This is a genomic window from Paenibacillus sp. FSL M7-1414 (genome assembly GCF_038003195.1).
Taxonomy (GTDB): domain Bacteria; phylum Bacillota; class Bacilli; order Paenibacillales; family Paenibacillaceae; genus Paenibacillus; species Paenibacillus amylolyticus.
The window spans coordinates 5,861,227-5,877,272 of record NZ_JBBOOS010000001.1 but is presented as its reverse complement, the minus strand read 5'-3'; the positions used below and the strand labels follow the sequence as shown (position 1 = coordinate 5,877,272).

Below are 16,046 nucleotides of genomic sequence, written 5' to 3'. Positions count from 1 at the left end.
GCAAACAATGAGGAAAAAAGTGAGCATAGTGATCATTGCTCTGTTACTGGTCACGCAAATGATGCAGGGTTGGATATTTACACCAACAATGCATGCTCAGGATGAATTAACTAATTTGCCAGCCAGTGCAATCAGCGATACAGCGTCAGAAGAAGGTTTGGCAGGTTCGGAAGAGGTGGACAACGTTGACGTTGCTGCCACTCCGGAAGAAGAGGGGGAGGGAAACCTCAACCAGAGCAGTTTAGCAATCGCAGCTGCAGGCCCGGTAATTACAGATCAATTAATTACCAGTGTGCAGATGTACAATCAGGCACCAGAAGACAATGGGAATGGCACGATTGAAGTCAAAGGAGATAAAATCGAGGATATTCGACCACGCATTCAGGATGAGGTGGCTGTAGTCTTTACATGGGGACTTGCAGATGACAACCACAACTACAGCGATGGCTCTACGTTCACCTTTAACTTGCCCGATAAATTCATCATCGGATCGCAGCTTAAGGGTAATCTGGATGGCGGTGTTGGGGAGTATGTGGTGAATCCAGATGGCACAATCATCTTTACCTTTAATGAACTGATCGAGCATGCGAAGCTGGAAGGTAACTTCTACGTGTGGATTAAGTTCGATGAGAGCAAGATGGAAGATGGCTTGAAACAACAGATAGACTTTAGTTCCGTGGGGCAGGGCATCATTGATGTACATTTTGCCAACACAGCCGTAGATAAGTTGAAGAAATCGGGAAGCGCAAACAAAGAGAACTTCAACTCGGATGAAATTAAATGGACTGTAGATTTTAACCAAGGCGAGAAGGCTATTAAAAATGCTGTTCTTGCAGACACGTTCCCAACAGGGCTAGAGCTCAAGGGCGATATCGAAATTCGCGAATTGGAAGTGCAATTGAATGGATCTGTTAAAGAAGGCCCAGTGGTTCAAACAGAATCGCAGTTTCCAATTCAATTGGGAGATACAGATAAGGCCTATCGTGTAACCTATACAACAAGTGTTAAAGCACCAACCACTGCTCCGTTCACCAACGTGGAGTATCAAAACCAGGTTGCGCTTACAACGGATCAGAGTGAGCACAACGAAACAGATATTGGCCGAGTTCGTGTGAGTTTTAATGAGCCTTTGAACAAGTCAGGGCAAGATAGTGCGTATGATCCGGTGACACAGACGGTCACATGGAAAGTGCAATATAACTACAATCAGCAAGAAATCATGCAAACGAATGCCTGGATTGAAGACCGCTTCGATACGGCAAAACAGCAACTGATCAACAATTCCGTCAAAGTGTATCAAGTGGACATTAATGCAAGTGGAGCGGCTTCGAACAGAACACTGATCAATCCAAATGAATACACACTCGAAGCGATGGGTACAGGGTTCAATGATGGCTTCAGATTACATTTTAAGAACGATATTACAAAGGCCTATGAGATCGAATATGATACACAATCCATTCATCGTGTGTATACAAACGACACCATTACGAACACAGTGAACATGTATGATGGTACTTCCAAAACAGGCCGAAGAGACATTCAGGAAGTCATTTTTGCAAAGAGTGTAAAAAGTGAAAACTTCAACACAAAAGAAATCGAATGGCAGATTGTTTTGAATCGTGATTTGCAGGACATGACGGATATCGTCATCACCGACAATTACGAAGGCAGACATATGAAACTGATTCCGGGTAGTCTTCAAGTGAGTGGTGTTAACAAAGAGGACTTTGAACTGACTCCAGACCCGGCTGATCCAACGTATGAAAAAGGATTCTCACTTCGCTTGAAGGACGGTGTAACGCTCAGTACGGAGCATGTTATTACTTATAAGACAAGCTTCGATCCCACAGCGGGTATGCCAACGAATGATGAATATCGCAACTCAGCCAAGATCGATTGGGAAGAGTCTGATGTAAAACAGACTGCGATTACCAAATCTGCTGCGGTCAAACCGCAAGACTACACGATTCAAAATGGTAACAAAAAGGGTGAATATAGCGCCAAAGATAAAAAGATCACCTGGACAATCGATGTAAACTACAATTTGTTTGATATTCAGGATGCAATCCTTAAGGATGCTTACACTGGAGACCAATCTTTCGTAGACGGCTCATTGAAAGTTCATGAGTTAGAGTTGCAGGGAGCCAATAATGTTACTGCTGTGGGTAGCGAGGTTCTGCTCACACCTGGTCAATTCCAGTTGAACCCGGACGGTAAAGGTTTTGCGTTGGATCTGGGTAACATGGGCAAAATGGCTTATCGCATTCAGTACCAAACAAGTCTGGATGGACCATATTCTGTTGCAGGCGCATATGCCAACCAGGCTGTTCTGACGGATGGTGAGGGTGGTGCAATACGATTTAATAGATCAGCCAGTGTTACACCTGCCAACGGTGGTGTATACGTGCGCAAAACAGGGAAGCAAGAAGGTACAACGGATAAAGCATCATGGACGGTAAATATCAATCCAAGTCAATCTTTCATTCCTGCGGGTAACCAATTAACAGATACCTTGTCAGAGAACCAGATTTTATTGGCTGATTCATTGAAAATATATGCAACCAATTTACCTGCCAACAATTCAGGCAATGTATCCACCAAAGCTGGACTTGTTGATCCGACTGATTATGAATTGGACGTGGAGGGCAATACATTTACCTTCACCTTCAAGAAAGATATCCATACCGCATTCATTTTGGAATATCAGTCTTATATTAATGCCGATCATGGCGCCCGAATTGAGAATAAGGTTGAATTTGCAGGCCAATCTTCCTCGGTAATCGGAGAAGGTAATCAGTCGGGAATCAAAGTTTCCTTGGCTGGAGCAGGTGGAGGAGCCTCTACAGGTCTGGGCAAAATCAGAATTCACAAAGTCAGTGATACAGGAGTTCCGCTGGAGGGTGCAATATTTGCAATCTATAATGCGTCTGGAACTACGCTTCTGGAAACATTGAAACCAACGGACGAGAATGGTGTGGTTGAAAGCTCCAGAAACTATCGATTAAACAATCTAACCAACGGTGTACCTTATAAGTTAAAAGAATTATCTGCACCGGCAGGATACTTGGTTGATCCTGAATATGGCTCTGCATCAGGTAAAACGATTGAATTCAAGGATGCGGATATCGCTTTTGAAATTGAAAATAAAAAGATTCGTCAAGGCTTCGAATTAACCAAGGTAGATGCGGTGGACTCCTCCAAGACACTTAAGGGTGCAACTTTCGAATTGTACTCCAAGGACGGAGCAACGCGAGAGAAAATCGATGAGTTAACGACAGGGGAAGATGGGAAGATCGCCAAAGGTGGACTGTCGCCAGGGGATTATGAGCTGGTAGAAGTCGTGGCACCTGAGTTTTATCAATTGGATGCTACACCAATTCCGTTTACGATTGTAGAGAATCAGACGGAGAGTATTACATTGACGAAGTCTAATGTAATGGGTACTGGTGGTAAACTTGTCGTTACCAAAGTAAATGCCAAGGATAAGTCCGTATTAAGCGGAATTGAATTCGAATTGCGTGATCGTTCCAACGTTGTTATCGATACAAAAGTAACCGACCTAAATGGGGTCATTGAATTCGATGGTTTGGATTATGGTTCATATACATTGGTAGAGACCAAGGCAGAAGGCTTTGTTATTGAACAGCCGGAGACCCTTGTATCTATTATCAAACCGGAAACTCAAATAACCATTGAAAATAAAAAAAATGATCGTTCTGTGAAATTGATTAAAACCAATGCGGGGCGAACTCAGCACCTTCAAGGAGCTGTATTTGAATTACGGGCTCAAACTGCATTGATGGATGCAAATGGGAATTGGGAGTTCCACAAGGTAACAGGTCTAGATGAAGCTACATTGACAACCAATCAACAAGGTGAAATTGTACTTGAAGGCTTGGATATCAATAAATATCAGTTGGTTGAAATAAAAGCGCCTAACGGATACATGTTGGAAACAACACCCGTACCATTTGAAATTACGAACATACAAACCGAAGCTGTAGTTGTGGAAAAAACGAATCAAGCTATCCCGGTATCGGGTGGTGGGTCTAGTGGACCTTATAATCCGGGAACATCTACTACGGGTGTAACACCAGATCCAGAGAAACCAGTAACTCCGGAACCAGGAAAACCAAATCCTTCGGTTCCAGGAACGGTTGTAACTGAACCTACAGAGTCTGGGGGAGGAAGCGAAAGTCCGACAGATGAAGATTCCGGGGTAGTGACACCGACACCAGGCGATTCCAACGGTGACGATACTGCACCTCCAGTTGGGGATACAGATGCACCTGATGGGGATGGTGCACTTGCACCTCCTGCTGGAACGGATACAGATGGATCACAGGGCAATGGAAATTCTGCATCACAGCCAAACGGAAATTCTGGATCTCAGGGAATGCTGCCACAAACAGGTGAAGAGAGCACAATGGCTTACACTGCTGTGGGCATGATGCTGATGGCGCTAGGTAGCGCGGGATTCATGTACTTCCGCCGCAGACAACAGCTTCATCGCTAGATCGAAACACGCAGTATCTAAAATTCATCGTGTAAGATAGAAATACCCTTTAGCAATCACTACGAAGACTTAGCGTCGACGTGTGAATATGCTAGAGGGTATTTTTTGGTGATATTTAGGGAGAATCAGGTCCCCGTAACATTTGGTTTCACTGCAATAGCTCTTACAATTAGGCGATGTGTTGGATTGACGAGTGGATCACAGGTAATCAAGGTAAGGACCTGTCCAAGCCCGGGATCCTCCAGCACAGATAAGTCAGTTGGCTCCACAACGGATATCTGATCTACCTTGTATTGGATAATCGTTCGATCTGCCAGGGTGACTTCCATAGAATCACCAATCTGTAGTTCTCCCAGACGATTGAATAGCCGTCCTTTTTTGTGGGCGCGATGGGCGGCTATGGCAGCATTACCTTTGTTCCCGATACGGGTGGTTTCGACAAGGTGGGTTGCAGCTACCTTCATATTGGCTTCCGTTGCACCCTCCAGAATCGGTAAGCGGACATCAATTTTGTCAATCGATAGCACCCCTAACGTATCCGAAGAGAGCTCTTGCACTGTAGCTGTATTGTCAGTAGTCGGCTCGGCGGAAGCTGCATCCTGTATGCCTTGTTCGAAGGAGTGATTAAGCTTAGACAAACCGTTTTGTAATTGCTCCAGATCGTTCATGACACGGGTTTGCTGCCAGTCATAATACTTTTCCCGCAGGAAAGGAAAGCTGATGATCAGGATGCCCAGTAGAACGAGCAGAATAGAGAATTTTTTCATTATACATCAACTCCCGTTGTCCAAGAAAAATAGTATACCTTTCTCTATTCTACTTACCGACCTATACAAAATATGGACAGGGACGAAAGGACGTACAGAAATGTTCGAAGGGGGAGGCCGATCCAAAACAAAACAAAACCTCCCCGTTTCGCTACAGTAGGAAGACTGCAACGCCACGGGGAGGTTTGGTTTTTTTAATATGAAGTTAAATCGTATTAGCTGTATAAGTTAAACTATCCATTTACATGAGAACGTAGAGGACAGAAACAACCTGATTCTTCGTTAGTGCTTATCAGCTGGTGAATCCGTAGGTGTGAAGTCACATTCCTGCAACGGCACCACTTTGGTCTTTTTGATCCATTTGTAACCGAGCCACAATACCAGGAACAGGGGGACGCTCAAGTAGGCAACGATGGCTCCACTCCAGTCGATCTGATCACCTGTGAATGCCTGATAGTTCTGTCCGATGATCACGATGATACACAGGACAAAGGCAAAGATCGGACCAAACGGGAACCAGCGTGCACGGTATGGCAGATCGCTCAGATCCCTGCCTTGTGCAACGTATGCACGACGGAAGCGATAATGACTGATAGCGATACCCAGCCAAGTGATAAAACCACACATACCGGATGCATTCAACAACCAGGTGTACACAATCCCATCACCGAACAGGGAGGCAAGGAACGCCAACATACCAACGGCTGTTGTAAGTAAAAGTGCATTCATTGGAATGCCTTTTTTATTCAGCTTGCCGAGGAAACGAGGGGCTTTACCGTCACGGGCAAGGGCATAGAGAACACGGCTCGAAGCGTACATGCCTGAGTTACCGGCAGAGAGTACAGAGGTTAAAATAACGGCATTCATCACGGAAGCCGCAATGGCGAGGCCAGCTTTCTCAAACACCAGTGTGAACGGGCTGACACCGATATTTTCCAGGTCACCTTTGAGCAGATTCGGATGAGTATACGGGATGATCAAACTGATCACGGTAATCGCCAAAATGTAAAAAATCAGAATGCGCCAAAATACCTGACGAATTGCACGAGGTACATTTTCGCGCGGGTTTTCACTTTCACCGGCAGCTACTCCGATAAGCTCGGTACCTTGAAATGAGAATCCAGCAGCCATGAACACACCAAGCACAGCGAAGAATCCGCCATGGATGGGCGCATCACCGATGGTGAAGTTACTGAAACCAACCGCTTCTCCGCCCATAATACCAAAGATCATGAGCACACCAACGGCCAGGAAGATGATAACAGTAGCGACTTTGATAATGGCGAACCAGTACTCGGACTCTCCATAGCCTTTAACAGACAACACGTTCAAGGAAAAGATCAGCACGAGGAACAATAAGCTCCATAACATGGATGAACTGTCGGGGAACCAGTATTTAATGAGTACAGTAGCGGCAGCAAGCTCTGCTGCAATGGTTACCGCCCAGTTGTACCAAAAGTTCCAGCCCATGGCGAACCCGAGAGCAGGATCGACAAAACGTGCGGCATACGTATTAAATGAACCGGAGTCCGGCATAAAGGTAGCAAGCTCACCAAGGCTGGTCATTAGGAAATAAACCATGATGCCAACGGCCACATAGGCAATTAATGCTCCACCAGGGCCTGCGGTTGAGATGGCGGTACCACTTGCGAGAAACAGCCCGGTACCAATTGAGCCACCGAGGGCGATCATCGTCATATGGCGTGCGCGTAATCCTTTTTTCAGGGAAGGTCCAGTTGTTGTTGTTGGGTTATTGCGGTCTTGCATGGAAACACTCCTTCATTCGATATACTGATGTTTGCGATACTTGAATTCATAAAAACAAAAAGACCACAGGCATCAGCCTGCGGTCTTTAATATTTCAATGTCCGCACCATGTCCCAGATGATTAAGATAGCTCAACACAGAAGAATTCATACCTTTATATAAAGGAAATGTACTTCCGTGACAGTTCTGCGCCTTTCGACAGCAGCCCCAGCTCACTTGGACCGTATAAGGAACGTCCAGCGAGCTTCGGCGGGTACACCTTTCGGCTGATCTCATAAGCGGCTCCTTAGCGCCTCCATCAGCGTACTGATCGCACCCGCGACCTCTACCTCACCATCAATGGATGAGGTGTATCTATTGTCTATGAAATTATGAACAACACGACTTAACACCGTGTGTCCTGTTTAGTAAACAGACAATCAGTATAACGCGCATGGTTTTCCAGTGCAATAACAATTGTTGGATGTGAGGTCTGAGAGACGACTATTCCTCTTTTTTGTTACGGCCAGCCATCTGCTGCCATACCGTTCCAGCAGCCTGTTCGCCCGATTCGATCCGCTCCAGAGCCATCTTGGCCTGCAGGCTGACTTCAAATTCAGAATCATCGGCTGCAACGCGCAACGCTTGCTCTGCTTCTTCAGTTCCGACCTCATAGAGAAAACGTGCTGCACGCCAGCGTACAAGTTTACTTTTATCGGATAATGTAGCTGTCATGGCTGGAGTGGCGGCAGGATCACCGATATCCGACAAGGTATCCCCGGCAGTCCGGCGTACCGCAGGAGAACTGTCCTGAAGTGCTTCATACAGCAGTTCCATCGCTTCCGGTGTACGAATGTCACCCAGGTATACGACAGCCAAGCGACGTATCTGCATTTTGTTGTCATGCAAGGCATGGGCTACGAGAGGCAGTCTTTCTGCCGTAGGCTCCATGCTGTCAAATGCCGCATAGCGAACATTCCAGTCTTCGTTTCGCAGAGCCTCTTCAAGTTCGGCTCCATCCAATTCACGGCGGCGCTCGACGAACTCTTCGGATTTGGTGCCATGTTCAATGGCCTGTTTAATGACTTGCTCCAGCCGTTCCGGCGGGTAAGCGGCTTCCAATTCCTGCTCGACTTCACGTGCAATATCAGGCAATTCACCATATCGAACACCGTAATCACTCAGTTTACGTTCTTTGATCATCGTTGCACTGGCGACTTCTGTTACGGCTTTGACAAAGCGGTCTGACAACGAAATTCGTTCTTCCTTAACCCCGGCCTTGACCCTAATTTGCATCGGTACGCCTCGGAAGAATTGTACAAATACCTGTGCTTCTCCGAAGTGCTCGCCTGAACCATCCTCGGATTCAATCCAGTCCAGATCGATGCCGTGCTGTCCAAGGCGATTTTGGACTTCGCCCAAGATAACGGACCAGTCGGCATTCCCTTTACGATCAAGTGCGACAAAGTCTGTTGTGTGGAACACACTCTTTACACCGGGAATATGAAGCATCTGGCGAATGAACGCCGGAGCAGATCGTTCGTTGTCCAGTGTATATGTTTTGCGAATTCCGTCCTCCAGACGTTCATCGAGATGTAACATCATCGTATTTGGACTCGGTGTTGGTTCAATGGAAACAATATTCATCAATGTAACCTCCTATAGTACCAGATTCATCTTTAACTTCCCGTAAATTAAATCACACGGGTATTTCTCTATTTTACATCAATGTGTGGAATCTGCGAAATCATCCAGAAGTGAAGTGGACGTGCCTAACACTTAATGTGAAGAAGTACGAAATTTGTTAACACTTCTTTCATGTTCACGCACAAACATTTTTAAACGAAAATTGGCACAATAAAGATAAGAATCAACTGGAGGTATACCTATGGAACCCATTACCGTGCTCTCGGATGGAAAACGTCGTATTGCATATGAGAATATTATTCAATTGTTCAGGAACTGGATTGAGGACTCAACATCTGGTTCTGCGATAGAAACACATCGGGGAAGTTGGGAAAATGCCCGTTATTGTATTGTTGATTATCAGGTTGCCGAAGAAGCGGTGTCAGCAGCAAATGCCATTCGGGCTTTTATGCCACAACTTCCGTTACTAGTCATTACGGATTTCAAATCCCTTATTCGTAAGCGTCACCTGCAAGAAATTACAGGTACGGGTGAGATGAAGATGATTCTCTGGAACGAGCAAGACCCGAATCAACTAATCAAGGATATGGAAAATTGGTTTCATTCTTCGTCTATCCATAACTCAAAAATAGCCATACCACCCATCTTATCCATGAGATAAAAGAGAGATATGGCCAAAGATGTTTAACTTTTTAATCGTTACGATCGTATTAGATCACATATTTATAGCCTGTTCCCCAAACCGTTTTAATATAACGTGGGTTCTTGGGGTCAGGCTCAATTTTTTTACGCAGACTTGAGATATGAACATCAATGGTACGATCCAGATAGGCGCGTTCGGAGCCTTTGATCCGATCCATCAGTTCATTGCGGGTGAACACTTTACCCGGATTGCGGTACAATTCCTTCATAATCTCAAACTCAATATGAGTGACCTCGATTTCAACGCCATCCACAAACAGGGTTCTTCTGTACTCATTCACATTCACATGTCCAGTAACCTCTGCCTGCTTGTCTTCTTTTACTGGTTTATCCTGATAGGAAATGATTGATCTTCGCAGCAGTGCTTTAATCCGGGCATCCAACTCTTTCAAACTAAATGGTTTGCACAGAAAGTCATCCGCACCATTATGCAATGCACGAAGTCGATCATTCAGCATGGTGCTTGCCGAGATCATCAGAATGGGCACAGTGGAGTGCTGGCGAAAGGCTTCTACGAGATCATTTCCATCCATTTCAGGAAGCATGAGATCCGTTACAACAATATCCGGCTGGAATTGTGGAAACAGTTGAAGTGCCTCGCGGGCATGATGAACCCGTTCAGTGATGTATCCTTCCTCCTCAAGAAAGAAAGCAATCATGTCGGCTAGATTTTTCTCATCTTCTATAAGAAGTACTTTGATAGTCATAGGGTCACACTCCTGGTGAAAATAATATGTTAAGAAAATGCTAAAAAAACAAGGTGAATTGCGAATAAATGCCGCAAATTTTTTAATGTTTCTATCCCAAAATATAGGATGTATATGTAGAGAAAAAATAAGCTTTTTAAATGAACTTCAATATTCTAGCATGAATGCAGTTTGGTTGCCGATCAATCAGAATTTCCCAAAGCTACACCAAGTATTAATTACAGTATAATGGATCAGAACGAGTTAAGGGGAAAAAAGTAATATTGTATCCGCTTAAGTTTATAGGGGGAACCAACGTTGTTGTTGAAAACAGAAGAAAAAATGATCCATGAGGGCAATTGCTTATGGATCGTATAAAGGCAAGACATATGCTGGATTGGGTCGTGTTGAAGCTGAGGATACCCTGGATTGGGACCAGCATTCTGATCATTCTGGGCTCACTAAGCACTATTTTTCCGTTTACTTTATTCTATGGTGTACAGTTTATGATTGGGAGCGCGGCAGCACTCGTTGCTCTTCGTTTGCATGGGGCCATCTATGGATTTGTCACCCTTACAGCCATCCATCTGCTGAATACTGTCTTTGTCGGCTTTGTGCCGCACAATTTAACTGTCATGCTTGCCCACTTTATGGAATTAATCTGGATGCTCGTTTGGCAGATCCGCTGGAAGAATGGCAGCTTAATCAAGGCTAATGCTGTCTTTTGGGTAGTCATGTTACTTCCTGTTATCTATGCCGGGCATTTTATGTTGGGTTTAAATATAGACGATTTGAAGTATGAGTATATGTATATTGCTGTGATTGGTATGGTGAATGCGCTGATTGCGGGAATTGTAGTTGATTTTTGGATTACTACGGGTGAACACAAGTCAAAACGCATGGGAACCATTCCATTAACAAGAATTGCGTTTAAATACGTAGTCGCCTTTGTGGTATTTGTTTCTCTTGTACTGTTATCCGCAGATAGCCGCAGACAATTGGGTCAAATGAATGATGCCATATTACGTGATATGAAATATGCAGCAACTGCGGTTGTTCAGGATATTGATGAAGAGTATGTTACCTCCGAGAATATGGATCAGAATATGGCGCGTTATCATCATCTACTGGGTGTGAATGTGATTCTGCTGGATCGGAATGATACAGTCGTTGCTTCTGGATTGAATACACTTCAGGCAGGAGATTACCTGGACATGGACAGATTCCGTCTTCTGAAATCAAGGGATAACCTCTTTCTGTTAAGTTCGGCAAATATCCATTACAGCGATGTATTGAATCACTGGAAGCAAGCCTCTTTTATCTATGAAGCAGAAATGACAAGGTTAACACCTTATCGGGTATTCATTGTGACCGACTCGTCCGAGTATTACCCCCGCATCGAATCCATTTATCTGACCACGCTGCAATCCCTGTTCATCATCATCGTGGCTTCCATGATCGTAGCGGCTCCTCTCAGCAGTAAGGTTGTTAGCCCGCTGTTAAGACTGACCCGAATGACAGGCTCTCTTCCGAGACTGCTGTTTCGAAATGGGAAGATGGAGTGGCCAACCAGCCATGTAACCGAAGTACAGATCCTGATTGGTAATTTGCGCAAAATGGCCGATGTGCTGCTGGAACAATTCGAACAGATTCGTCACGACAAGTTAACGCTGGAGGACAGGGTTATTGAGCGTACCAAGGAACTCAAGAATAGTGAAGAGGTCAAACGTGCCATTATTGAATCCTCTATTGATGCGATTATCGCTGTGGACTCCAATGGGCTGATCGTTGAGTTTAATCCGGAGGCTGAAAGAATGTTTGGATTGCGTCGGGAAGAAGTGATCCTGCACAAGGAAGCGCCATCTCTTTTTCAAGGGGCCAGCTGCAAGGAGATCAAGAATTTGCTTGAGCGATTTGAATATGTTGAAGGTAAAAGATACACCATCGTTGAAGAAATTTCAGGTATCCGACGGGATGGTTCCGTATTTCCGATTGAGTACAAAATTGTTGAGATCCAGTTGGGCAAAAATGAGACATTATATAACCTGTTTATTAAGGATATTACGGAGCGGACCAGAGCAGAAGAAGATCGTGTACGTCATGCCCTTGCGCTGGAGAAGCTGAACTCGGAGTTGTTCAATGAGAAGATTGCCATCCAGGAACAGCGAGATATCAGTGAGCAATTTATTGAATCCGTACGAGAAGGGCTCGTGATGTCTGATCGATCAGGTACCATAACCATCGTCAATCGAAGGATAGAAGAGATGTTTGGTTTGGGTGATTTTATGGGCAGATCCATTGAGGATTTGGCGCAGGCGATTGATACGATGGTATTAACGGACAACTTCAATCTGATGGAACAGACGAGAGCATTCCTGAATGGAGAAACGGCGTTTATCGAGACCGAATTTATATTCAATAATGTGGATAAAAGTGTATTTTCCTTGTACATGAAGCAGATGGATGTCCCCGGTAAAAACCATGGGTTTCTGCTGGTGTTCCGTGACCGAACAGGAGAAGAACGGCTGGATCGGATGAAAAATGAGCTGATCAGTGTGGTATCTCATGAGCTTCGAACGCCTGTAGCCACCATTATGGGATATGTGGAACTTATGATGATGTATGACCTTCCGGCAGCTCAACAGCGGGAATTCATGCAGACCATCTCTTCGGAGGGCAAGCGGCTGAGCAGTTTGCTCGATGATGTACTCGATATTCAGCGCCTCGACAACGAAGGTATGACTTATCACATGACGTATGTACCGCTGGTGGAGTTGGTAGAAGGGGTTGCCGAACAGTGGAATATGAAGTCTGCCCAACGTATCTACGTGCATACGTTTAATGGAGACTTCTTTGCTTATGCGGACCAGAACAGGATGGTTCAGGTTCTGCATAATCTGGTGGGCAATGCAGTTAAGTATTCTCCGGGAGCCGATCGTATTGATATTACGTTATGGGAAGAAGAGGAATGGTTATCTCTTGATGTGCGTGATTACGGAATAGGTATTGCGGAGCAAGAGAAGGACATGCTGTTTAATAAATTCTATCGGGTCGATAATTCGGATCATCGGCAGATTGGTGGAACAGGAATTGGGTTGTACATTTCCCGTAAAATTGTAGAGGATCACAAGGGTACGCTGACTTTTATATCTGCACCGGACAAAGGAAGTACGTTCAAGGTCCGACTGCCCAAGCAGGACGTATTGGTGTGAATTTAAGATTGGATGAAGAAATGTATTTCACTTTTTTTATGAACCAAGTTTATGTACGAGACCTACGAATAGAGCCTTTGCCCTTCAGCGCGTGAGCGTGATAAGGGGAAAGGCTTTTTTTGTTTTTCAATTTCCCCGGATAAAAAAACAACTTCTTTTGCAAACTGTCTATAGAGCCATAATTTGCATCCCATGCAAAAGGAGGACGGCAGGTATATGTTCCGTAAACAAGAGAAAACACTCATTATCGTCTGTCTGGTTGCAGCTGTGGTTGTGCTGTATGCCGTTGTGAAGAGCATCATCCGAATCATGAGTTATTGAGATACACGTTCAAGCAGAGTAACTGCTGTCGTACATAACGATTATGTGAAAGAGGAGTGTAACCATGTCATCCCTGGACCCTGTTTTGCTCAGCCGGATACTAACCGGCCTTACCCTGTTTGTACACATTATTTTTGCCTCTATCGGTGTAGGTGTTCCACTTATGATTGCCTTGGCCGAGTGGCGAGGACTCCGAACCAATGATATGCATTACACCTTGCTGGCACGCCGGTGGGCACGAGGTTTTGTCATCACCGTTGCCGTGGGCGTTGTTACAGGCACCTCGATCGGATTACAGCTCAGTCTGCTGTGGCCGATGTTTATGCGGGTAGCGGGGCAGGCAATCGCCCTGCCGCTGTTCATGGAGACGTTTGCCTTTTTTATAGAGGCGATCTTTCTTGGAATTTACCTCTATACGTGGGATCGTTTCAAAAAGAAATATACGCATATGCTGCTGTTGATTCCGGTAGCTCTCGGCTCATCTGCATCTGCGATTTTTATTACAACGGTGAACTCCTTCATGAACCAGCCTCAGGGATTTACCCTGATTAATGGCATCATGAAAGACATTCATCCGATTGCTGCCATGTTGAATCCGGCAACGCCAACCAAAGTGTCCCATGTACTCGCCTCATCCTACACCTTGAGTGCAGGTATCCTGGCGGGGATAGCCGCCTTCAGTTTGCTTCGGGGACGGGATCATGTGTATTACAAAAAAGCACTGAAACTCACGACGGTATCTGCGCTCGTATTTGCCATTAGTACCGTCATGATCGGCGATTCCTCCGGTAAATTTCTGGCGAAATATCAGCCGGAGAAGTTGGCTGCCGCAGAATGGCATTTCAAGACGATGAAAGAGGCACCGCTCGTTTATGGGGGGATTTTGGATGAGAACAATGAAGTGAAATACGCGATTGAGATTCCTTATGCACTTAGCATTTTGGCGGGGAATCGTCCCGATACGGAAGTGAAAGGTCTCGAAGAATTTCCGGCGGATCTGAGGCCACCACTGTCCATTCATTATATGTTCGACCTGAAGGTCACAACGGGAGTAATCATCCTGATGATTCCTGTGTTATATGTATTGCGGCGCTGGTTGCCAGGGCGTAAGCCATACCCCAAATGGCTGTTGCTTGGCATCGTCTTGCTGGGGCCTCTGGCCATGATTGCGATCGAGTTGGGGTGGATGTTCGCTGAAGTGGGCAGGCAGCCTTGGATCTTACGCGGATATATGAAGGTGGCGGAAGCGGCCACGACGTCAACTTCGGTAGGATGGATGTTAGTGTTGTTCATCTTGCTGTATCTGATCCTGTGTTTCTCGTGCATTCGGGTACTCAGCAAGCTGTTCCGCAACAAGGAAGCAGAGAAGGAACTAGAGTCTCTGGGGCTTGAAGGAGGGATCGTGCATTGAGTTTCGAAATTGCAGGCATCGCAATATTGTGGACGTTTTTGTTCGGTTACTTGATCGTTGCGTCGATTGATTTTGGCGCCGGGTTCTTCAGCTTTTATAGCATTTTGACCGGGCATGAGAACAAAATTCATAACATCATTCAGCGCTACCTGTCTCCCGTGTGGGAAGTGACGAATGTGTTTTTGATCTTTTTTGTGGTCGGACTGGTCGGGTTTTATCCGGACAGCGCCTTTTATTACGGGACGGCTTTGCTGGTTCCGGGTTCCCTGGCCATTGTACTGCTTGCGATCCGGGGCGTGTATTACGCCTACAATACCTATGGCAATCATGGGCAGAACAGCCGGATCTATATGGCATTGTACGGGGCGACGGGATTGCTGATTCCGGCCGTGTTCTCTACCATTTTGGCAATATCCGAAGGCGGGATCATTGAAGAGGTGGGCGATCAGGTGTTTTTTCGCTGGCGTGAATTTTTGACGAATCCCTATACATGGTCGGTTGTTTTGCTTGCACTGGTTAGTGTGCTGTACATCTCGGCGATGTTTCTATCTTATTATGCAAAACGGGCGGGGGATGAGCCAGCATATGAGGTGCTTCGAGAGTACGCGCTGCTCTGGAGTTTGCCTACCATTTTTGCAAGCTTTCTGGCTTTTCTGCAGATTAACAAACAGAATCCCGAACACTTTGAGCAGATGGTAAATATTTCATGGATGTTCATCGCTTCGTTTATTTGTTTTGTCATTGCCGTGTCGCTGGTGTGGAAAAGTAAATATCTAGGTTGGTGTTTTGTTGCTGTCATGCTTCAGTTTGCCTTTGCCTGGTATGGTTACGGGCGATCCCACCTTCCGTACATTCTGTATCCTTACATCAATATTTACGACGGCTTTACGAATCGCACGATGGGGATTGCGCTCATTACAGCGTTTAGTCTGGGGTTACTCGTGCTCATTCCTTCGCTTGTGCTGATTATGAAGCTGTTCCTGTTTGATGCCAATTATGTGCGCGGTAATTCTGGTAAAAAGAAAGGATGAGTCT

Annotated in this window: 9 protein-coding genes and 1 riboswitch; of the genes, 5 read left to right on the top strand and 4 right to left on the bottom strand. The window is 45.5% G+C overall.

Annotated features, from left to right (window positions below; all coding sequences use genetic code 11):
• Positions 1-7: 7 nt before the first annotated feature.
• Complete coding sequence (locus tag MHH92_RS25820; RefSeq protein ID WP_340907112.1) at positions 8-4,519, top strand: collagen binding domain-containing protein; 4,512 nt, start codon at positions 8-10, stop codon at positions 4,517-4,519.
• Positions 4,520-4,644: 125 nt separating this feature from the next.
• On the opposite strand, the gene MHH92_RS25815 is transcribed toward MHH92_RS25820, so the two are convergent.
• From MHH92_RS25815 to MHH92_RS25805, 3 genes are all read right to left on the bottom strand, one after another.
• Positions 4,645-5,286, bottom strand: a complete 642-nt coding sequence (locus MHH92_RS25815) for a class D sortase (protein WP_253503286.1) — start codon at positions 5,284-5,286, stop codon at positions 4,645-4,647.
• Positions 5,287-5,568: 282 nt separating this feature from the next.
• On the bottom strand, positions 5,569-7,053 hold the full coding sequence (locus MHH92_RS25810) for an amino acid permease (protein WP_340907111.1): 1,485 nt from the start codon (positions 7,051-7,053) through the stop codon (positions 5,569-5,571).
• A gap of 119 nt (positions 7,054-7,172) precedes the next feature.
• Positions 7,173-7,389, bottom strand: a riboswitch (Lysine riboswitch).
• A 147-nt stretch (positions 7,390-7,536) separates the two neighbouring features.
• Positions 7,537-8,679, bottom strand: a complete 1,143-nt coding sequence (locus MHH92_RS25805) for a virulence factor (protein WP_340907110.1) — start codon at positions 8,677-8,679, stop codon at positions 7,537-7,539.
• A 241-nt stretch (positions 8,680-8,920) separates the two neighbouring features.
• Here MHH92_RS25805 and MHH92_RS25800 point away from each other — a divergent pair, with 241 nt between their 5' ends.
• On the top strand, positions 8,921-9,340 hold the full coding sequence (locus tag MHH92_RS25800) for a hypothetical protein (protein ID WP_340907109.1): 420 nt from the start codon (positions 8,921-8,923) through the stop codon (positions 9,338-9,340).
• A 49-nt stretch (positions 9,341-9,389) separates the two neighbouring features.
• On the opposite strand, the gene MHH92_RS25795 is transcribed toward MHH92_RS25800, so the two are convergent.
• A complete protein-coding gene (locus tag MHH92_RS25795; protein WP_017692253.1) occupies positions 9,390-10,088 on the bottom strand; it encodes a response regulator transcription factor in 699 nt (232 codons plus the stop codon).
• Positions 10,089-10,432: 344 nt separating this feature from the next.
• On the opposite strand from MHH92_RS25795, the gene MHH92_RS25790 reads away from it, so the two are divergent.
• The 3 genes from MHH92_RS25790 (at position 10,433) to MHH92_RS25780 (ending at position 16,042) form a co-directional block, all read left to right on the top strand.
• Entirely contained in the window at positions 10,433-13,279 is a 2,847-nt protein-coding gene (locus MHH92_RS25790) for a PAS domain-containing sensor histidine kinase (protein WP_340907108.1), read from the top strand.
• A 385-nt stretch (positions 13,280-13,664) separates the two neighbouring features.
• Entirely contained in the window at positions 13,665-15,011 is a 1,347-nt protein-coding gene (locus MHH92_RS25785) for a cytochrome ubiquinol oxidase subunit I (protein ID WP_036606964.1), read from the top strand.
• Positions 15,008-16,042, top strand: coding sequence for a cytochrome d ubiquinol oxidase subunit II (locus tag MHH92_RS25780; protein WP_036668011.1), 1,035 nt, complete (start codon positions 15,008-15,010; stop codon positions 16,040-16,042). Before MHH92_RS25785 ends, MHH92_RS25780 begins: the two co-directional genes overlap by 4 nt.
• Positions 16,043-16,046: the final 4 nt, after the last annotated feature.